This window comes from Arthrobacter sp. KNU40, from assembly GCF_051515115.1.
In the GTDB taxonomy this organism is placed as follows: domain Bacteria; phylum Actinomycetota; class Actinomycetes; order Actinomycetales; family Micrococcaceae; genus Arthrobacter.
Window position 1 is genome coordinate 1,088,366 of the sequence record NZ_CP195850.1, and the last position, 19,782, is coordinate 1,108,147.

16 protein-coding genes are annotated in these 19,782 nt (G+C 64.2%); 5 read left to right on the forward strand and 11 right to left on the reverse strand.

Annotation, left to right across the window (positions count from 1 at the left end; translation table 11 throughout):
* Positions 1-29 precede the first annotated feature (29 nt).
* Positions 30-452, reverse strand: coding sequence for a hypothetical protein (locus ACSKT0_RS05215; protein ID WP_437772821.1), 423 nt, complete (start codon positions 450-452; stop codon positions 30-32).
* Between the two features lie 38 nt (positions 453-490).
* On the opposite strand from ACSKT0_RS05215, the gene purN reads away from it, so the two are divergent.
* On the forward strand, positions 491-1,063 hold the full coding sequence (gene purN, locus ACSKT0_RS05220; RefSeq protein WP_437772822.1) for a phosphoribosylglycinamide formyltransferase: 573 nt from the start codon (positions 491-493) through the stop codon (positions 1,061-1,063).
* Positions 1,064-1,179: 116 nt separating this feature from the next.
* Here the strand turns inward: purN and ACSKT0_RS05225 are convergent, their stop codons facing one another.
* From ACSKT0_RS05225 to ACSKT0_RS05235, 3 genes are read right to left on the reverse strand one after another with little or no spacing between them, the layout of a single operon-like run.
* On the reverse strand, positions 1,180-2,532 hold the full coding sequence (locus ACSKT0_RS05225) for an MFS transporter (RefSeq protein WP_437772823.1): 1,353 nt from the start codon (positions 2,530-2,532) through the stop codon (positions 1,180-1,182).
* A 20-nt stretch (positions 2,533-2,552) separates the two neighbouring features.
* Positions 2,553-3,509: an N-acetylmuramic acid 6-phosphate etherase gene (gene murQ / locus ACSKT0_RS05230; protein ID WP_437773969.1), complete on the reverse strand. Its 957-nt coding sequence runs from the start codon at positions 3,507-3,509 to the stop codon at positions 2,553-2,555.
* Positions 3,502-4,440, reverse strand: coding sequence for an N-acetylglucosamine kinase (locus ACSKT0_RS05235; protein ID WP_437772824.1), 939 nt, complete (start codon positions 4,438-4,440; stop codon positions 3,502-3,504). The genes murQ and ACSKT0_RS05235 overlap by 8 nt, the downstream gene beginning before the upstream one ends.
* 120 nt (positions 4,441-4,560) lie before the next feature.
* On the opposite strand from ACSKT0_RS05235, the gene purH reads away from it, so the two are divergent.
* Complete coding sequence (purH, locus tag ACSKT0_RS05240) at positions 4,561-6,258, forward strand: bifunctional phosphoribosylaminoimidazolecarboxamide formyltransferase/IMP cyclohydrolase (RefSeq protein ID WP_437772825.1); 1,698 nt, start codon at positions 4,561-4,563, stop codon at positions 6,256-6,258.
* Positions 6,259-6,452: 194 nt separating this feature from the next.
* On the opposite strand, the gene ACSKT0_RS05245 is transcribed toward purH, so the two are convergent.
* Positions 6,453-7,487 (reverse strand): trypsin-like serine peptidase, encoded by a 1,035-nt coding sequence (locus tag ACSKT0_RS05245; protein ID WP_437772826.1) that lies wholly within the window; start codon positions 7,485-7,487, stop codon positions 6,453-6,455.
* Between the two features lie 173 nt (positions 7,488-7,660).
* A complete protein-coding gene (locus ACSKT0_RS05250; RefSeq protein WP_437772827.1) occupies positions 7,661-8,653 on the reverse strand; it encodes a trypsin-like serine peptidase in 993 nt (330 codons plus the stop codon).
* Positions 8,654-8,863: 210 nt separating this feature from the next.
* On the opposite strand from ACSKT0_RS05250, the gene ACSKT0_RS05255 reads away from it, so the two are divergent.
* On the forward strand, positions 8,864-11,083 hold the full coding sequence (locus ACSKT0_RS05255) for an NADP-dependent isocitrate dehydrogenase (RefSeq protein WP_437772828.1): 2,220 nt from the start codon (positions 8,864-8,866) through the stop codon (positions 11,081-11,083).
* 80 nt (positions 11,084-11,163) lie between these two features.
* On the opposite strand, the gene ACSKT0_RS05260 is transcribed toward ACSKT0_RS05255, so the two are convergent.
* The gene (locus ACSKT0_RS05260; protein ID WP_437773970.1) at positions 11,164-12,264 is read right to left on the reverse strand and encodes an FAD-dependent oxidoreductase; all 1,101 of its coding nucleotides are present in this window, start codon (positions 12,262-12,264) and stop codon (positions 11,164-11,166) included.
* Positions 12,265-12,379: 115 nt separating this feature from the next.
* On the opposite strand from ACSKT0_RS05260, the gene ACSKT0_RS05265 reads away from it, so the two are divergent.
* The gene (locus ACSKT0_RS05265; protein ID WP_437772829.1) at positions 12,380-12,826 is read left to right on the forward strand and encodes a DoxX family protein; all 447 of its coding nucleotides are present in this window, start codon (positions 12,380-12,382) and stop codon (positions 12,824-12,826) included.
* Between the two features lie 5 nt (positions 12,827-12,831).
* Here the strand turns inward: ACSKT0_RS05265 and ACSKT0_RS05270 are convergent, their stop codons facing one another.
* On the reverse strand, positions 12,832-13,446 hold the full coding sequence (locus tag ACSKT0_RS05270) for a uracil-DNA glycosylase (RefSeq protein ID WP_437773971.1): 615 nt from the start codon (positions 13,444-13,446) through the stop codon (positions 12,832-12,834).
* Positions 13,447-14,225: 779 nt separating this feature from the next.
* The gene (locus ACSKT0_RS05275; protein ID WP_437772830.1) at positions 14,226-15,581 is read right to left on the reverse strand and encodes a DUF3100 domain-containing protein; all 1,356 of its coding nucleotides are present in this window, start codon (positions 15,579-15,581) and stop codon (positions 14,226-14,228) included.
* Between the two features lie 208 nt (positions 15,582-15,789).
* On the opposite strand from ACSKT0_RS05275, the gene ACSKT0_RS05280 reads away from it, so the two are divergent.
* Positions 15,790-17,277 carry a chlorohydrolase family protein gene (locus tag ACSKT0_RS05280; protein WP_437772831.1) on the forward strand — a complete coding sequence of 496 codons (1,488 nt, stop codon included), beginning with the start codon at positions 15,790-15,792 and terminating at the stop codon, positions 17,275-17,277.
* A 121-nt stretch (positions 17,278-17,398) separates the two neighbouring features.
* Here ACSKT0_RS05280 and ACSKT0_RS05285 read toward each other — a convergent pair whose 3' ends face one another.
* Together ACSKT0_RS05285 and ACSKT0_RS05290 are read right to left on the reverse strand one after the other, a co-directional pair.
* A complete protein-coding gene (locus ACSKT0_RS05285) occupies positions 17,399-18,673 on the reverse strand; it encodes a hypothetical protein (protein ID WP_437772832.1) in 1,275 nt (424 codons plus the stop codon).
* A 107-nt stretch (positions 18,674-18,780) separates the two neighbouring features.
* Positions 18,781-19,731 carry a hypothetical protein gene (locus tag ACSKT0_RS05290; protein WP_437772833.1) on the reverse strand — a complete coding sequence of 317 codons (951 nt, stop codon included), beginning with the start codon at positions 19,729-19,731 and terminating at the stop codon, positions 18,781-18,783.
* Between the last annotated feature and the right edge of the window lie 51 nt (positions 19,732-19,782).

Below are 19,782 nucleotides of genomic sequence, written 5' to 3' on the forward strand. Positions count from 1 at the left end.
GTGCCCGCCTCACCTGGCTCGCGCCCCGGCTAGCGCAATCCGGAGGGAATGGACTTCTGGAAATCCACCTGGCACGAGTTCTGGGCGTGGAGCGTCAGGGCGCTTCGTGCGCAGTTCTCCAAGGTGGTGATCTGCTGGAAGAAGACAACCGCGGTCAGCACCAGCAGGCACATGACGGCCGTGACCACGAGCCCGGAAATCGTGCCAAACAAGACGATGCGTGGCTGCTTGAACCGGATGGTCCGCACGAGGACCACCACTCCAAGCACCCCCGCGATGACGGTGAGGATGCCACTGAGCCAGACGTAGCTGATGTTCAGGATGTAGACGAAGATGGCGCCAAGCACGGTCAGCAGGAATGTCCTGAACAGCGTTTGGGTAACGGCAAGCGCTGATTTGGCAGCCTCGCTCTGTGGCTGATGCTGCGGGGTGGGTCCAACGCCGGAATTCATGTTTTCCAGCCTACGCGAGCCAGCCATAAGCTAGTGCAATGCGCATTGTTGTCCTCGTCTCCGGAACCGGTTCCAACCTCCAAGCAGTCATCGACGCCGTGAAAGCGCGCGAGCTGGACGTTGAGATCGCGGCCGTGGGAGCAGACCGGCCGGGTACCTACGGCGTGGAACGCTCTGCCGAAGCCGGACTGGACACTTTCGTGGTGGACTTCAAGGACTACGCGGACCGGGCCGATTGGAACGCCGCGCTTACTAAAGCCGTTGCCTCCTACGATCCGGACGTTGTGGTTTCCTCAGGGTTCATGCGGATTGTCAGCCCGGAATTCATCGATGCCTTCGGCGGCAAGTACCTCAACACGCACCCGGCATTGCTGCCCGCTTTCCCGGGTGCTCACGGAGTCCGCGATGCCATGGCCTATGGCGTGAAAGTGACTGGCTGCACCGTCCACTGGGCCGACGCCGGCGTGGACACCGGGCCCATCATCGCCCAGGAAGCCGTCGAAATCGCCCCGGAGGACACTGAAGATACCCTGCACGAACGCATCAAAGTGGTGGAGCGCAGGCTCCTGGTCCGGACCCTCGCGGAGCTCGCGGCGGGAAAACACGCCTGAGTCCTCCTTCGGACCCAACTGACTCGCATTTGTTGTCGTTATGACGGCTCAAAACGACAACTAATGCGAGCTAGTTGGGGATGCGGGGGGGGATGCGGGGGGATGCGGGGGCATGCTCAGTCGAGGTCGAGCTGCTTGGTCTCGGGCGCAAACAATGCCATCCACAGCACCGCCGCCACGATGAGCCCGCCGGCCAAGGCGAAGGACGTGGCCAAGCCGAACTCGGGCCAGAAATACGAGGCGAACACGAGCGGCCCGATGCCTGCTCCAACCCGTGAGAACGTCGACGCCCAGCCGAAGCCGGAGCCCCGGAGCTCGGTGGGGTAGAGCTCCGACACATACGTATAGAGCACCGGGATCGCCACTTGGATAACGAAGCCGAACGCCAGGAGCCAGAACACCGCGGCGTCAGGAATGTCCACCACCAAGGACACGATCACCAGGGTCAACGCGGACAGCGGCCCCGTGATGGCCAGGATCCATTTGCGGCCCACCCGCTCCACCAGCACTGCGGCGACCGCCACGCCCAGGAGCCCGACGCCGGCCATCCCGGCTGTCGTCACGAAGGCCTTGTACTCCTCGAATCCGGCGCCGATCAGAATCCGCGGCATCCACGTCAGGCTCAAGTAGTAGACCAGAAGGATGCTGAAAAACAGGGCCCAGGCCGCCGTCGTGATCTTCCAGTTGAACTGCCAGACCCGCCGTAGCTGCTGCCACGCGCTGCCGGCTGAGAGGCGCGGTGCGTCTTGCGGGGCGGGAAGACTGTAGGCCCGTGGCTCGGCCCCTGTGGCCAGGACGAGACCGTCGATGACGTCGGCGGCCTCTTGGCGCCGGCCCCTGCGGATGAGGAAGAGCGGGGATTCGGGCACGCTCCGCCTGACCCAGAACACCAGCAGGGCAGGCAACACCATGACGAGCATGGTGAGGCGCCAATCGGCAAAGGCAGCGACGAGTCCGGCCGAAATGAAGCCGCACAGGGCTGCGCCCACGGGCCACCAACCATCCATTGCGGTCAGCACCTTGCCGCGTTGCTTCCGCGGGGTGAATTCACCTACCAGGGCGTAATCCACCGGAATGCAGCCGCCCAGCCCGAAGCCCGCCATGAAGCGGAAGACGCAGAACCAGACGAAGTCCGGCGCGAAAGCTCCCAGGACCGTGAAGATGGAGAAGATCAGCAGGGTGGCGGTGAAGGCCTGCTTCCTGCCGATGGTGTCCGCGATGGTGCCCCAAGCGAAAGCGCCCAAGGCCATGCCGATCAGGTTGGCGGTACCGATCCATCCGGCGTCGGCGGGCTGGAGGGACCAATGCTTGGAAAGCAGCGGGATGAGGATCCCGTTGAGGGTGACGTCCCAGGCATCGAACATGAAGCCGAGGCCGCCGATCAGGAAGATCCTGCCCTGGACTTTCCACCGCCATGGCAGCTCCTGGACAACTTGCTCGCCGCTCGGGACGGTTGTGTAAGTATTCATTTCCCCTCCTGGGGAAAACTCTATCCGTGCTTCTCGATCGCCTTTCGCAGGAAGCCGCCGGCCTCATCCAAAGCGCTCTTCGCATGCGCCGGATCGATGCCAGTCAGCACCACCAGGATGGCCGCCTTGACCGATCCACCCACGGAATCCAGCGCGCGAATCGCCGTTTCCGCGTCCACGCCCGTGGCGTGTTGGATGGTCCGCTGGGACCTCGCAAGGAGTTTGTTGTTGGTTGCCCGCAGGTCGACCATCAGGTTTCCGTAGGTCTTCCCGAGCTTGACCATGGCGAGCGTGCTGATCATGTTGAGGACGAGTTTTTGCGCCGTGCCCGCCTTCAGCCGCGTGGAACCGGCAACGAATTCCGGACCGACCACCACATCGATCGCCACGTCCGCCAGTTTGCTGATGGCTGAGTCGTGGTTGCAGGCGATCGATGCCGTGAATGCGCCTCGGCTGCGGGCCTCCTCGAGGGCGCCGATCACATATGGCGTGCGTCCCGAAGCCGAGATTCCGATGACGGTGTCCGCCTCGGTCACGCTGATGTCGTGCAGGTCCCGGGCTCCGGCCGTGGCGTTGTCCTCGGCGTATTCCACCGGTTTCTGGATGGCCTGGGTGCCGCCCGCGATGATCCCGACGACGAGCCCCGGGGGAGTGCCGAAGGTTGGCGGGCATTCGCTCGCGTCCAACACTCCGAGCCGCCCGGCAGTTCCTGCGCCGACGTAGAGCAGCCGGCCGCCGCGGGCGAGGCGCTCCGCAACGGCGTCGACCACTGCGGCGATCTCCGCGCTGGCCTGTTCGACGGCGGCCGGGACGCCGCGGTTCTGCTCGTTCATGGCGGCGACGAGCTCGGCCGTGCCCATGGTGTCCAATTCACTGAGCGCAGGCGATGCCGCTTCGGTTTGCAGGCCTTCGAGCTCGGAGCGGAGTTCCTTGAGCCGGTCGCCGTCGGGAGAATCAGGGGAAGAAGCGTCAGGCAGTTCCGTCACGGTGAATGTACCTTTCCTGGAGGAGCCCGCGGCGGTTCGCTGCGAGGGCGGCCCCGTCCATTCCATCGCCGAGAGCCACAACCACCTCAATCCCAGCCGAAGCGAGGGCGTTGTGCAAGAGCCCGCCGAAGAACTCCGATTTCACGACGCCGCCAAGCAGCGCCACTTGTTTCGTCTCGCCGGAGGCAAGGGTCACGGTGTTCACGAGGAGCCTGCACGCTTCGTCCACAATGCCGCGCGCGACGGCGTCTCCCGCCTCCGCTTCGTCCAGCACCACTGGCGCGAAACGCGCCATCGCCCGGGCAGGGTTGTCGGATTCGGCGAGCCACGCCGGAAGCTGCGCGGGCGAGCCGAGCAGCGCCGCAGCCGCGCCGAGCAACGACGTGGCCGCTCCGCCGTCGTGCGCTTGCAACGCGGCCTGAAGACCCTGCTGGCCGATCCAGCGGCCGCTTCCGCGATCGCCCAACAGCGGTCCCCAACCGTCGGCGCGGTGGAGGGTCCCGGCGTCGTCGAAGCGGAAGGCAACAGCCCCCGTGCCCACAATCAGCACTGTTCCGGGCGCGCCATCCAGGGCGCCGAGTTGGGCCGCGGTGGCATCCGAGAGAACCGCGGCCGGGACCTTGAAGCGCTCGGACAGCAGGACGGCGAGTTCGTGGGAGTTGGCCGCTGAGGCCTCAACCCCGGCCACGGCGGCGCCGATTCCCCGCAACGAACCTTGCGCGAATGCTGCCGGAAGCCCCCGCGGCAGCATGGCCGCGGTGTCAGCCATCAGCTCGAAGGCGAGCCGCGCGCCGTTGTCCATGCCCAGGCCGGGGAAGCCCTGCTGGTCCGCCGAGCCCAACACCTCATTCCCCAGCCTGAGTTCAACCCGGCACCGGCTCTTGCCGACGTCGGCTACCAAAATCACATCCTCGGAATCCATGGCCCAACCATATGTTGCGGACGCGGCCACGTCTCGAAAAACGAAGAGGAGCCACAACACGATAAACTCGTCCATATCCCCAGCAACCGCGGAATCCCGCGATATAAGACGGAGACTTTTGTGAGCTTGACGCAGCTTGACCGTGTTCCCATCCGCCGTGCACTGATCTCGGTTTACGACAAGACGGGGCTGGAGGAGCTAGCGAAAGGCCTGCATGCAGCAGGAGTCGCCATCGTCTCCACCGGTTCCACCGCGAAGAAGATCGCCGCAGCCGGTATTCCGGTCAAGGAAGTCGAAGAAGTCACCGGCTCTCCGGAGATGCTCGATGGCCGGGTCAAGACCCTGCACCCCCGCGTGCACGGCGGCATCCTGGCCGATCGCCGCGTTCCTGCCCACATGGAAACGCTCGCCAAGATGGAGATCGAGCCTTTCGACCTCGTCGTGGTCAACCTCTACCCGTTCGTGGAGACAGTCCGCTCCGGCGCTGCCCAGGACGACGTCGTCGAGCAGATCGACATCGGTGGCCCCGCCATGGTGCGTTCGGCCGCCAAGAACCATGCCGCCGTCGCGATCGTTGTTGACCCGAACTTCTACGGCGCCGTGGTGGAAGCCGCCGCTGCTGGTGGCTTCGACCTGAAGACGCGCCGCCGCCTGGCCGCGAAGGCCTTCGCGCACACCGCGACGTACGACACCGCCGTTGCCACCTGGACTGCCAACCAGTTCCTCGACGAAGACGGCGACGGCGTCATCGACTGGCCCGCTTACGCCGGCCTCGCCCTTGAGCGCTCTGAGGTGCTGCGCTACGGCGAAAACCCGCACCAGCAGGCCGCCCTGTACGTGGACAAGGCTGCGCCCGCCGGCATCGCCCAGGCAGACCAGCTGCACGGCAAGGCCATGAGCTACAACAACTTCGTCGACGCCGACGCCGCACTCCGCGCCGCGTTCGACTTCTCCGAGCCCGCTGTCGCCATCATCAAACACGCCAACCCCTGCGGTGTGGCCGTTGGTTCCGCAGATGCCGCCGACCCCATCGCCGACGCTCACGCCAAGGCCCACGCTTGCGATCCGGTGTCCGCTTTTGGCGGCGTCATCGCCGCCAACAGCATCGTCACGGCGGGAATGGCCAAGACCGTGGCCGGAATCTTCACCGAGGTTGTGATCGCCCCGGGGTTCGAGCCGGAAGCCGTTGAGATCCTGTCCAAGAAGAAGAACATCCGCCTGCTGGCCCTCCCGGACGGCTACGGCCGCTACCCGACGGAAATCCGCCAGGTCTCGGGCGGCGTCCTCGTCCAGCAAGCCGACAAGGTGGACGCCGACGGCGACAACCCCGCCAACTGGACCCTCGCCGCCGGCGAAGCCGCCGACGAGGCCACGCTGGCCGACCTCGCGTTCGCTTGGACCGCTTGTCGCGCCGCCAAGTCCAACGCGATCCTCCTCGCCAACAACGGAGCGGCAGTTGGCATCGGCATGGGCCAGGTCAACCGCCTGGACTCGTGCAAACTGGCCGTCGAGCGCGCCAACACCTTGGGCGTTCAGGTGGAGTCCGACGGTGCTATTGGGGGCGATGCCCCCGGCGGTGCCTCAAACGTCGGGACGACAGAATCAGACGCGAGCAGCGCTCCCGAGCGTGCCCGCGGTGCCGTGGCCGCTTCCGACGCGTTCTTCCCATTCGCCGATGGCCTGCAGATCCTGATCGACGCCGGCGTCCGCGCCGTCGTGCAGCCTGGCGGTTCAGTGCGCGATGAGGAAGTCATTGCCGCGGCCAACGACGCCGGCATCACGATGTACTTCACCGGAGCACGGCACTTCTTCCACTAGGTCCGGGCTTTCACTAGGTCCACTCGCTTCACGAGGTCCACTTGCTTCGCGAGGTCCACTTGCTTCACCAAAAATGGACATGTCCCCCGTTCCCGGGTGGACATGTCCATTTTTCGTGTTCATGACCGGGCATATTCGCAATATGTCCAGCCCTGGGAGCGAACAGGGGGCATGCCCGGGGGAGAGGGGGGAGGCTAGGGGGCCGTGGACGCGGTCTGGTACGTGCCTTGGATGACCTTGCCCCAGTACGGGCCGTACATGTTGCTGGAGTTGCTTCCGTAGCCGTAGCTGTTCACCGAGTTCTGGTACCCGCTGGAACTGGTTCCAATGAACCACGGGCCCCCAGAAGAACCGCCCGTCATGTTGCAGGGGATCCCCTGGGTGTTGTACTGGGGGTTGTTGGGATCATTGGCGGCCGTGCCGGAGCAGCTCTTGAGTGATTCTCCGGTGAACGGCGATGCTGCAGGGTAGCCGAACGACTTGTACGCCAGTCCTCGTGCGGCGTTGAACTGGACCCCTGAGGCGCCCACTACGTCCGAGAGCTTCTGGCCATTGAGGGTGTTCATCACGGCGAAACCGGTGTCGTACTGGATATTTCCATTCGAGGACCATTGGCTGGTTGTGTAGAGCGCCTTGGCCGTCCACTTGCCGTAGGGCGCGGCGCCGTCCAGGTAGGCGGGAACGAACGTGAAGTTGCTTGCGAACGCTCCGGGGCCTTCGTTCAGGCAATGGCCTGCGGTGGACACCGTGCTCTGGTTGGCCGAGGTGACGGAATTGCCGGAGCAGACATAGTTCACCCCGCCGAGTGTGAAGAACACCTTCCCGATGTGCGAAACGGACGACTCACTTGCGTTCGTTTCGCGGTCCGCGGCCGGGGACGGCGCTGCCGGGCTGGCGGCTTTCTGGCCTTCGATTGTGGTCAGGGCACTCCCCAAGCCGGAAAATACCTGCTCGGGAGAAACCGGGAGGTCGGAACGGCCCACTGCGGCCTGTGCCCGCGTGAGCGCCTTGCTCGCGAGAACGTCGCCGGAGACGGCGTTCTTCATCCGTTCAGGAGTCCAAAAGTCAGCGGTGTTGGCGTCCGACGCCGAATTGCTGCTGACGGTCGACGCATCGGCGCCATTGTTCATGGACGGAGCCGCCGTGGCCCCGCTGCCGGCGCCCAGTGCGAGTAAGGCGGCGGCAGTGAGGCTCAGCAGGCTTGTGGCCAGGGTCTTCGTTCTCGTCACAGTTGTCCTAGATATCGAGGGGAAGGCGGTCGGTTGGTGGTGGCCGCCGACTGACGGAACCGAAACTACCCAAGCCATGACAAGCATGTAAAGAGATTGTGAAACTTTTGTGAGATTTGACTTTCGTTTTGACAAGATGCGAATTCTGCCCTATTTCCGAGTAGCCGGAGGACCTAGGACGCGGACGCCGACTCGTAGGCTTCCCGGATGACGGAGCCCCAATAAGGCCCGTAGATCACAGCCGGGCCGCCGGGGTAGCCGTAGCTCGTAATGGAGTTTTGGTAGGAATCCCGGCCTGAGTCCACCATCCATGGTCCGCCTGATGATCCGCCCGTCATATCGCAGGGAATGCCCTGCGCCTTGAACTGTGGATTGATCGGATCCTTGGTGGCGTCACCCGAACAGCTCTTCAGCGATTGCCCGTCGAACGGCGGGGCGGCAGGGTAGCCGAACGCTTGGTAGCTGAGCCCCCGGTCCTGGTTGAACTCGACGCCGGACGCGCCGACGACGTCGGCCAAGTGCTTGCCGTTCACCGTGGCAGTGACTGCGAAGCCCGTGTCATAGCGGATGTCGCCCGCGGTGCGCCACTGGGGTGTGGTGTAGAGGGCTTTGGCAGGCCAAATGCCGTAAGGGGCCTTGCCGTTGAGATAAGCCGGAACGAAGACGAAGTTCTTCACGAATGCGCCAGGACCCTCATTGACGCAGTGGCCCGCGGTCGCCACGGTGCTGTCGTTGTCCGACACCACCACGTTGCCGGAGCAGACGTAGGCGAAGGCACCCATGGTGAAGAAGACCTTGCCGACGTGGTCAATGGGGTCTTCGTCTTGGTGCAGGCTCGCGCTGCCGCCTTTGGCGCTGGAGATTTTCACTGGCGGTCCGGTTTCGACCGTGCCGTTGGCGGTGCTGGAGGTGCCACCTCGTGCGAGGGCTTTGCCAGCTAGGACATCGCCAGGAATTGCCGCTTGCATCCGTTCGGGAGTCCAGTACCCCGTGGGGTCGGTGTTTGTTGTCGCCAAGCTGACGAGCTGCTGCGTCCCAGGCGCTGCGAAGCTCGAAACCGCGGTGAAAGGCGTTGCGGCTGCCGCCCCTCCAGCGGCACAGAGGGTCAAAACGGCGGAGGTAAGGAGGCTCAGGAGACCAGTGATGGGGAGTGATTTCTTTGTCATGATTGTCCTGCCAATCGTTTGGCGGCCACGTGTCGTCGGCCACAGTTTGACCCCATGAACCTACTCCGATTTGGCGCGGAGGTACATAAGGTGCGGCGGGGTATGACGTAGCACAGCTCGAACGGGGCCGTCCCGGTACGCGGCAATCCGGCCCCCTCAGGTAAGTTAGAGATGTTGAAATCTGCAGACTTTCAGGGAGATGCCCCGCCAATGGCAAAGATTATCTATACCCACACTGACGAAGCGCCGATGCTGGCGACGTACTCATTCCTGCCGATTGTGGAAGCTTTCGCCTCGACGGCCGGCGTTGAGGTCGAGACCCGCGACATTTCGCTGGCCGGCCGAATCATCGCCGTCTTCGGTGACTACCTGACTGAAGAGCAGCGCATCAGTGACGCGCTGGCCGAACTGGGTGAACTGGCAAAGAAGCCCGAAGCAAACATCATCAAGCTCCCCAACATCAGCGCGTCCGTCCCGCAGCTGAAGGCAGCCGTTGCCGAACTGCAGGGGCAGGGCTACGCACTTCCGGACTACCCGGACAACCCCTCCTCCGACGAAGAGACGGACATCCGCTCGCGTTACGACAAGATCAAGGGCTCGGCCGTGAACCCGGTCCTGCGTGAAGGCAACTCGGACCGTCGCGCGCCCCTGTCGGTGAAGAACTACGCCCGCCAGAATCCGCACTCCATGGGTGCCTGGAGCGCGGACTCCAAGACCAACGTCGCTCACATGACGGAGAACGACTTCCGCTCCAACGAGAAGTCCGTGGTCATCCCCGCCGATGACGCCGTCAAGATCCAAATTGTCCGCGAAGACGGCACCGTCAAGGTCCTCAAGCCGGCCTTCCCCGTCCTCGCCGGTGAAGTAGTGGATGGCACAGTTCTGCGCGCCGCGGCCTTGGACGAGTTCCTGGCTGCCCAGGTGGTCCGCGCCAAGGAAGAAGGCGTGCTGTTCTCGGCACACCTGAAGGCCACCATGATGAAGGTCTCCGATCCGATCATCTTCGGCCACGTCGTCAAGGCGTATTTCTCCGAGCTTTTCGACACCTACGGCAAGCAGATCGCTGCTGCCGGCCTGAGCGCCAACAACGGCCTCGCTTCCATCCTCAACGGCCTCGATGAACTCCCGGAGGACGTCCGCGAAGGCATCAAGGCGGCCATCAAGAAGGGCCTGGCAGACGGCCCGGCACTGGCCATGGTCGATTCCGACAAGGGCATCACCAACCTGCACGTTCCCAGCGACATCATTGTTGACGCTTCGATGCCGGCAATGATCCGCAGCTCCGGCCACATGTGGGGACCGGACGGCAAAGAAGGCGATACCCTCGCGGTCATCCCGGACAGCTGCTACGCGGATGTCTACCAAGTGGTCATCGATGACTGCCGTGCCCACGGCGCCTTCGATCCCACCACCATGGGTACGGTTCCGAACGTCGGCCTGATGGCACAAGCAGCTGAGGAATACGGCAGCCACAACAAGACCTTCGAGGTTGAGTATGCGGGCACCATGCAGCTTGTGGATTCCTCCGGAACCGTGCTGATCGAACACCAGGTCTCCCCGGGCGACATCTGGCGCGCCTGCCAGACCAAAGACGTGCCGATCCGCGACTGGGTCAAGTTGGCCGTCACCCGTGCCCGCGCCTCAAAGATGCCGGCTGTCTTCTGGCTCGACGAAACCCGCGCCCACGACGCCCAGCTAATCGCCAAGGTCAAGGAATACCTGAAGGACCACGACACCGAGGGCCTACAGATCGAAATCATGTCCCCGGAGAAGGCCACCGCGTTCACGCTGGAGCGGATCCGCAAGGGCGAAGACACCATCTCGGTGACTGGCAACGTGTTGCGTGACTACCTCACCGACCTGTTCCCGATCCTCGAACTTGGCACCAGCGCCAAGATGCTCTCCGTGGTCCCGCTGATCAATGGCGGCGGCCTCTTCGAGACCGGTGCCGGTGGATCGGCTCCGAAGCACGTCCAGCAGCTCCTGCAGGAAAACCACTTGCGCTGGGACAGCCTGGGCGAATTCCTCGCGCTGGCCGTTAGCTTCGAGCACCTTGCCACCACCACCGGCAATGCGCGGGCCCAGGTCCTCGCCGACACGCTGGACCGCGCAACGGGCACGTTCCTGCTGGACAACAAGTCCCCTAAGCGCAAGGTGGGCGAACTCGACAACCGAGGCAGCCACTACTACCTCGCCAAGTACTGGGCGCAGGAACTTGCCCAGCAGACCGACGACGCCGAGCTCGCCGCGGCGTTCTCCGCCGTTGCCGGGGCCCTGACGTCCAACGAGGAAACCATCATTGCCGAGATGCTCGGAGTCCAGGGTTCGCCTGTCGACATCGGCGGTTACTACCGCCCCGACGCCGCAAAGGCAGAGGCCGTGATGCGTCCTTCCGCAAAGCTCAACGAGGTTGTCGCCACGCTGAACTAAGCGTCCCACCCCACCCAACTAGCTCGCAGTTGTTGTCGTTTTGAGGGTTCATAACGACAACAACTGCGGGTCAGTTGCATTTAAGCGCGGCGGAAGCGGTGCGGCGCGTCGAGCCCGTCGACAAGATCGGCAAGTACTCGGCCGATAGCAGGGGTGAACTTGAATCCGTGCCCGGAGAACCCGGCCCCGACCACCAGCGGTCCAAAACGGTCGAGCACGAAGTCTTCGTTGGCCGTGCTCGTGTAGGTGCAGCTGATGGGAACCGCCGATTCGGCGTCGACCCCTGGCAGCCAATCACGAGCGTAGCGGCGGAGGGCCTCCAGCTGGACCGGCTCGGGTTGGAACGTGCGGGCATCAGGATCGGTAACCGGCCCTACGCCGTGCCAGCCCGCCTTGACCCCTTCGCCCGGCGTGAGCATCCCATAGACAGGGCTGTACCAATAGTCGTCACGGGGATCTCCGGGGTCCGGAGCGTGGTTGAAACTCGGCCAGGACTGGGAATCGTCGATGGGCGCGAAATGGGCAGGTTGCTCCTGGGTGACCACCAAACGGGGGAGCGGTACCTGCGCCCCGACAAGCTTGCTGGTCCAGGCGCCCGCCGTGATGACAGCCCGGCGCGCGGTGATCTCCAGCGAATCAGTCACGACGACGGCGCGATCCTCGCCGAGGACGCGGATCTCGCGAGCAGGGGTCGAATACTCGAAGCGGGCACCGTGTGCCTCGGCCGATGTGCGCAGGGCCCTGAGGGCCTCGCCCGCCCGCACCCGGCCCGATTCCGGCACGAAGAGGACATCGCTTCGGAACACCATGCCTGGCCAACGCTGTGACGCCTCCTTGGCGGAGATGAAATGGCTTGCGATGCCCCGCTCTGCGTGCGCGGTACGGACTTCCCGGAGCCGGGCAACATTTCCGTGGTTGGCCAGACCCACAAGATCCAACAATTGCGTGTCGGTCTCCTCTGCGAGCCCGTCCCAGAGGTCCCTCGCTTCGCTGACCAAGGCGAGATAGTCGTCCTCCGCGTAGGCCGTGTTGAAGTTGCGCGTGGCTCCGTGCGAAGCGCCCACATGGTGCCCCTCCTCAAACTGCTCAAGGAGGACCACCGATCGCCCCCTGAGTGCGAGCTGCCGCGCCGCAGCTGATCCCATTGCACCTCCGCCGACTACGACGACGTCAACATCCATCCTGGATTCACCCATCCTGTCCTGCGGCCTCCCATCGAGGTCCACTGCAGTTCCATTCTGCCGTGGACGGAGCGGCTGTTTTGAGCTGTGCCCAAGGCATGGAAGATTGGACCGGGTGAAATTCCTCCTTCCCTCGCAGATCTCATCCTCGCGTGGCATCGCGTTTCTGAGGATCGTGTTCGGCGGCCTTTTGCTGCTTCATGGGGTCCAGAAGCTGCTCGCGGGGCAGCCTGCGTTCGAGGCAACCATCGCCGCCATGGGTGTTCAAAAAGCGGAGCTGATGTCCTGGCTCGTCATCTGGGGCGAAACCGGTTTGGGCGCGCTTTTGGTGCTCGGCGCGCTGACCAGGGTGGCTGGCTTCCTGGCGGCCCTCATGTACGCAGGGATCTGGTTTGTCACCGAATCAGGCAAGCCATTGTTGAGCAATAGTCCCGGCATCAACGCGGAGCTGCTCATTCTGTATATCGCGTTGGCGTTGGCGTTTGCCTTCATCGGTTCCGGGGCGCTTTCGCTGGACCGGAAACTGTTTGCAGGGAAGCCAGCCCGGAAGTCACGGCGCTAGGCGCCCTAGCGTCGTCCGGCCTGGAGACCCGCGCGCGCCATGGCGTCCGCGTAGGAGCGGCCCATTTCTATCAGCCATTCGGTCTGGCGCTCCTTGGAACCTGCGAAGGCGCGCCCGTGCAGCGAACGGGCCTTGTAGACCTTCAGGCCGCGGCGCCAGATCAGCTGGTTGTCGGTCTTGAGGAGCATTTGCGCCAAGCGGTTGGCTTCCGTTCCGTGGGCGACGATCGCCGAGGCGCGTGGAACGAGTTTGAGGAAAGCGAGGAGCGGCTTGAGGCCGGCGGCGACCTGCTCCGGAGTCAGCTTTCCGTTCGCCTCGCCGGGAGTGAACCACGGGTGGGTGTTCCACGGCATCATCCATTCCGGGCGCAGGCCGAGTTGGAACTGCAGGCCCAGTAGCCGGGTGGCGGCGGCGTCGTCGCCGGCCCAGACAACGCCCCGCGAGGAGGCCTCGCTGGTGTTGGAAAACAGGGTGACAATCCGGCAGTCCTCCACGGAGTGCATCGGATCCACGTAGGGGACCTCAAAGCCCGGGCGGAGCTTGCGGAGGAACTCCACATGCGCGTTGACCGGGGCGATGTGCGGGGCGAAGAAGGGGCTGTCCGGAATCGAGGGAGTCATGGCTTCTTCGGCGGGAGCCGCTGCGGGAGCCGCTGCGGCGGCCGGCTCGAGGGCGGCGGGCTCGACGGCGGGCTCGACGACGGCCGGCTCGACGACGGTTACCGTCGGCGTCTCTTCGACGGCGGGAGCGGCACCAGGTTCCACCTTGCGGGTAACGACCGGGCTGGCCTTGGGCATCGAAATCGAGGAAGACTTCTTCGGCGCCGTCTTGACGGCGGCGGCCTTCGGAGCGTCTTTCCGGGCCGGAGCCTTCATTTCGGCCTTGGCCGGTGCGTCCAGGTCATCCTCGTCGTCGAACAAACCATCGAAGAGCTTGTCGAGTTCGTCGTAGCTGCTGCCGTAGTCGTCGTCGAGCTCGGGGCCGCGCCCGAAACCTTCCTCGTACCGCGAGTCCAGTTCGCTGCGGTAATCCTCGTCGTGTACCTCGAAAAAGTCCGGTTCGGCCAATGCGGTCATGAGAGCAGGGGTCTCCTGGGGTCGGGCAGGGGCCGGTATCGGGCGCGTGGGGGCACGTCCGTTCCGGACCAGTTGATGGGGGGCTCTCCCGGGGGCCGGGTTGAGCCTTTAGATCTTAGCAAGCCACAGGTGGTCTGGTGTCCTTCCGCCGTTCACCTGACGCGGTATGTCGCGCAGCCCCGGGGCGTGAAGGAACCGCGATGCGTCGAACATCACCCGGACGCGCCGCCGAGGGCGGGAGCAGAGACACGAGAAGGCGGTGGAATGAAGGAAGGAGTCCATTCCACCGCCCTTGTTCGGCGTCAGTTGTTCGGCGTCAGCACTCAGACATGGATGACGAATTGTGCAAGTGCCGCAGCTGCTATGAAACTTGCGGAGAATGTGATTGTCGCCACAATCACCGTGCGCCAGTTCAGGGTCTTCAGCGCGTTGATGTCGCGCCCGACGTTCAGGCCGAGCAAGGCGATCGAGCCAAGGCCCACGTAGAGCGGGTCAAGGTTGTGGGTGAAGGAGACAATCATGCCACTGAACGGCAGGATCGGAGCCGTCGCCAAGGTGGCGAGTGCAAGGACCCATACGCTCGACGGCACGGCCGGGACGTATTTTGCGAGTACGAATGCCAGAGCGGTAAGGAGGCCAAGGATCACCACGCCTGCGGCGATGCTTGCAACGAAAGCGATGATCCATGTTGAAGGCTTCGTGCGCACCTCGGGGTCCTGGAGCACAGCCGAAACGTCCACCTTGTTTCGGGCCTGTGGCCTGCGCAGCTTCGCGGCAACAGCGTTCCCGTGGCGGTCAAGACGCTTGCCCTCGTCATCGCGGCGGAAGAGGCGCGCCCAGAACTTGTAGAGCCGCAAGGACATCGGCAACGAAAGGAAGGCCCCGGCGTAGAAGCCCACAAGGTTCGTCACCAGGTTCGACAGGGCCGCCAGCGCCATGATCTCCGGTGCTTGCCCCGGATAAAGGATGGACAGGGCCGCCACGCCGCCAAGCATCATGGATCCCGAGCCGAGGCCCAGGCCCAGCGCCAGTGCAAGCGGGTCGAAAATACCCATCCCGCCGAGCAGTCCGGCCAGCAGGGAGATGAAGACTGCACCGAAGACGCTGCCCAGAAGCCACACGGAGAACACGCCGCGGTAGACCGGGGATTTCACGCCAAAGCGTTGCAATGCGTAGGCCAAGTAGGATTCGCGGTCGATTGCCCAAGTGGCACCGATCGCCGTGCGGCCCATGCCCAGCGCGACGCCGACCGGCAGGGCGACGATGACCGTTCCGAAGATGTGGCCTACTTCCTGGAGCAGAATGGCCGGGCCGAGCGAGGTCAGCTTGGCGAAAGAAGGTCCCACCTGGGTGCCGAGGGCCCCCAGGAACATGACGATGCTGACGTTGAGCAATACCGAGGCCACGGCACGGCTTTGGCCGGACATGGGGCGCACCTTCTGGACGCCGATGACGGCGCCCATCAGCACTGCCCACAAGACGGGCATGAGCACGATAGCGGCGTTTCCCAGGGGAATCTTGTGCGTTCCGGCCAGGATGGCCACGGCGCAGACGGCAGTGGACAGCAGGATCATCGATCCCCATTGCCGTGCGGTCGGGGTGAAGAGGCGGACCGGTCCGTGATCGACATTGACTACGGGCGTATCCACCTCCGGAGTGGTTGTGGATTGGTTCTTCATTGTTGTGCACCCTTCGTGTGCTGCAGTGGCGAAGACGGAGCCGCCCGCGCCATTTGGTATACCAAAGATGGTAAGGTGGATCACATCGCAATGCAAGACATGTCACAAATGCCGCTCATAATCCTGTAATTGAAGGCGTCCATATGCTTGGCCAACTTCGAACTTGATCTGCGGCCATCTGACCTGGGATACCAAATTTGGAGGGTTTATGATCACTCAGCTTTCTGCCCGGTACGTCCTTGGCTATGACGGGACGAGGCACGTGATGCACAAGGATGGGCAGGTCGTGATGCGGGACGACGAGATCGTCTATGTCGGTACCGACTACACGGGGCCCGTTGACGAACGCCGGGACTTTGGACAGAGCCTCATCACGCCTGGCCTCATCGATCTTGATGCCCTGACGGACATTGATCACATGATCTTCGACTCCTGGCCCACGGACGAGACCGCCCCGGGCTTGCAATGGTCCGAGGACTACTTCCACAACCGCCGGCGCGATGTCTTCACCGCGGCGCAGCGCCAGAGCGTGCGAAAGTTCGCACTGGCGCAGCTGGCCTTGCACGGCGTGACCACTTACATGCCGATTGCTTCGGAGATCCACAGCTCATGGGCTGAAACCTTCGAAGAACTCAAAGGGATGGCGCAGTCCAGCATCGAGCTCGGCCTGCGCGGTTTCCTGGGCCCCGCGTACCGCTCGGGGATCAACGTCACCGACGACGACGGCCAACGCGTGATCCTCTTCGACGAGGAGGAGGGACATAAAGGATTCGCCGACGCCGCACGGTTCCTCGACTACGCCGACGAGCTAGGGCATCCGTTGCTTACCGGTGTCCTGCTGCCGTGCCGAATCGAGACACTTTCGGACGAACTGATGCGCCGGACTGCTGAGCTGGCCACCGAACGCAACGCATTGGTCCGCCTCCATTGCCTCCAGGGGGCGAATGAAGACGGGTTCCTCGTCAAGCTCACCGGGCGCACCGTCCTGGAGCAGCTCGCGGATTCCGGCCTGCTGGACACACGGCTCCTTATCCCGCATGGGGTTGTCATCGACGGCACCGACCCGTCCTCCGGCGCACAGGGCGGCCCGTTGGATGTGCTGGCCCGGCATGACGTCAGCATCATCCACTGCCCCCTGACGTCGTTCCACTACTCAGGCATGCTCAAGTCCTTTGACGCCTTCGCGGCTGCCGGAGTCAACATGTGTCTGGGAACCGATTCGTTCCCGCCGGACCTGATCAAGGGCATCGATATCGGCACGCACCTAGCGCGCATCGCGGAGGGTCGGCGGGACGCCGGCACGGTGTCGGCGTTCTTCGACGCTGCCACTTTGGGTGGTGCCAAGGCATTGGGCCGCGACGACCTGGGACGCCTGTGTCCGGGCGCCCAAGCAGACATCATGGTCGCCTCACTGGGGGACTTCCGTGATGGGGTCGTGGAAGATCCATTGCGCACGCTAATCCTCAACGGTTCGGCACGCAATGTCACCGACACGTACGTTGCAGGCCGCCCCGTAGTTGTTGGCGGCTCCCTCCCGGGCATCGAACTGGATGAACTGCGCGGGGAGGGTCAGCAGCTTTTTGGACAGGTGGTGGAAGCCTACGGCGAACGCGACTACCGGCGGCGCAATGCGTCCGAGCTGTTTCCCCCGGTCTACGCCCCGGCGTCGGTTCGGATCCATGGCACGACGGCGTAACGCACCGAAGGGTGGGATCTCTCCGTGGTTCCACGCATGAGCTCCTCCGCGGGGCTGTTTGCCCTGCGGAGGAGCCCGGAGCGGGCTACATCCAATGCGGTGGAGAAGCCCAAGCCAGTGATTATGCGGGAATTGTTGCCCGGATCTTCCGGCTACCTACCATCACGATGAGGCCAAGCAACAGCAGCGCTGCCGCGAACAGCAACCACAGGCCATTGAAGCCGGTGCTTGCAAGAAGGGCCGTTCCAGCCCCAACAGCAACCGCTGCACTGGCAGAGGCCGCATTGGCTTGTGCGGCAGTTCCGGATGCGATTGCCGACGGCGTCTCAACCGAAGGAGCGGCTGCAGCCGGATCGACGAAGCCCTGGGAACCGATCGGCTGGTTCACGACGGGCGGGGTGACTGTCGACGGGTTCGTGGCGCCAGAAGGCAGACCCAAACCTACCGACGCGGTGTCGATCATCAGCGGAAGACCCAAGGCTGAGATGAGGCCGGTCCCCGAGAGGCTGCCTGTACCTGTCGGCGTGGTGCCAAGCAGGTTGACCGAGGTGTCACCCACGGTGGCCAGTCCGGTTACTGGCGCCGCGACCCCGGTGCCTCCGGTGGTGCCTGCAGGCGTCGTGCTGAGGACGTTGACCGAGGTGTCACCGACGGTGACAGGAGCGGTTACTGGCGCCGCGACGCCGGCGCCTCCGGTGGTGCCGCCTCCGGTCGTGCCGGTCGGCGTCGTGCTGAGGACGTTGACCGAGGTGTCACCGACGGTGACAGGAGCGGTTACCGGTGCCGCGACGCCGGTGCCTCCGGTCGTACCGCCTCCGGTCGTGCCGGTCGGCGTCGTGCTGAGGACGTTGACCGAGGTGTCACCCACGGTGACAGGAGCGGTTACCGGTGCCGCGACGCCGGTGCCTCCGGTCGTACCGCCTGCCGGTGCGGTTCCGGTCGGCGTCGTGCTGAGGACGTTGACCGAGGTGTCACCCACGGTGACAGGAGCGGTTACAGGCGTGTTGACGGGAGCCGTCGCCTGGGCGCCAGGGGCCGTTCCAGGGGCGGAATTGCTCAGAACTGCCAGTGAGGTGGCTCCGATATCAACAGGGACCGATATCGGAGCCACCACCTGGGTTCCGGACGGGACGGCTGCTCCGCCGGAATTGATCGCCGGGGCCGGAACCGGGGCGAGTGCAGGGGTGGTGGTCGCGGCGCCCGAATTTCCAAGTATTGAGAGCGACGTCGACCCGAGGTTCACCGGAATGGATACCGGTGCAACGACTTGAGTGCCTGAGGCATTGCCTAGCGCACTTGTAGTGGTGTCTGCCGCGTTCGCGGCAGTTGCGCCGAGGGCTATCAACCCACCGGCAAAGAGGGTGCCAAGCAGCCCCTTGCGAATCATGCTGTGCATTATGTTGTTCTCCTGAACGAGTAGTTCCAAAAGGCGCATAGGAGCGCCCGGATCGGCCGTTTGCCGCGGCCCGGAATGAACTTCCGGGAAAGCGGCGGGGCTCGGAACTAGTCAGGTGAAGAACCCGGGTCAAACGACACCGGAGCCGGAACTCTGCCAGCAGCAGCTGTGGACACGAGGGTCCCAGTCAACGGGTAAGAAAGGTTCGTGCCTTGGAGCCACGCAGCGGCAGCCCCCGATGGATTGCTGGAAAGGACTGCAGATCCACTGACGGTGTCGCTGCCGCCTGGCGTACCGGGCGGGAATGTGCCGTCGGACCGGGACGCGGGAGAATCGTTGGAACCGCTAGTACCGCGGACTGCCGCCTTCGAAGGAGTCCCATTCAGGCCCGGCGGGCCACTGTAGCCAGCGAGGCTGAGCAGCGGAGCCGCGACATCCTGAGCCACCGTTGAAGGGACTCCGGCAGCGGGCTCAATTACATCGGGTCCCGCTGCAAGGGCCTCAACTATTCCGGTGACATCGGGGACGTGGATGGAAGGGACAGCTATCACTTGGACCGTGACCGGAAGGCCGCCGATCAAGGAACCGATGCCTGACCCAACCCCGTCAACCGCGCTCGCTGCCGGCGAGACAACGCTTGCACTCACGGCACCAACGGTCCCCTCAGGGAGGACTGCGCTGACCACGGGCGTGTTGGCCAGAAGCTGGTCGACGCTCCCGGTCAGCTGGGGAAGTGCGTTGACTACCGGGGGCGGCACCTGGACCGCTGGTAGCTGGACCCCGGGGACTGCAACGGATACTACGGCCGGGGCCGGCACGGATGCGACAACTGCCGCAACGGCATTGCCGGGGGTTCCGGGAAGTCCCTTGGCAGCGTTGTGTACAACGTTTGACACTGCGGAGCCCGCACCGCCCAAAAGGGTGTGGTTGTTGGTGTTCCCGGAATCAGCGTTGGCTGCCGTGGAGGAGAGGGCTATCCAAACGACGGCGCCGGCGCCGGCGAGCAGGACGGAGCGGAGAACATGAAGAACGCGCGGTTTGCCTTGCTCTGCTTCCATCTCGACACCCCCCAGCGTCAGCTTCGATAGGCGATCGCTCCCATCGTAGGC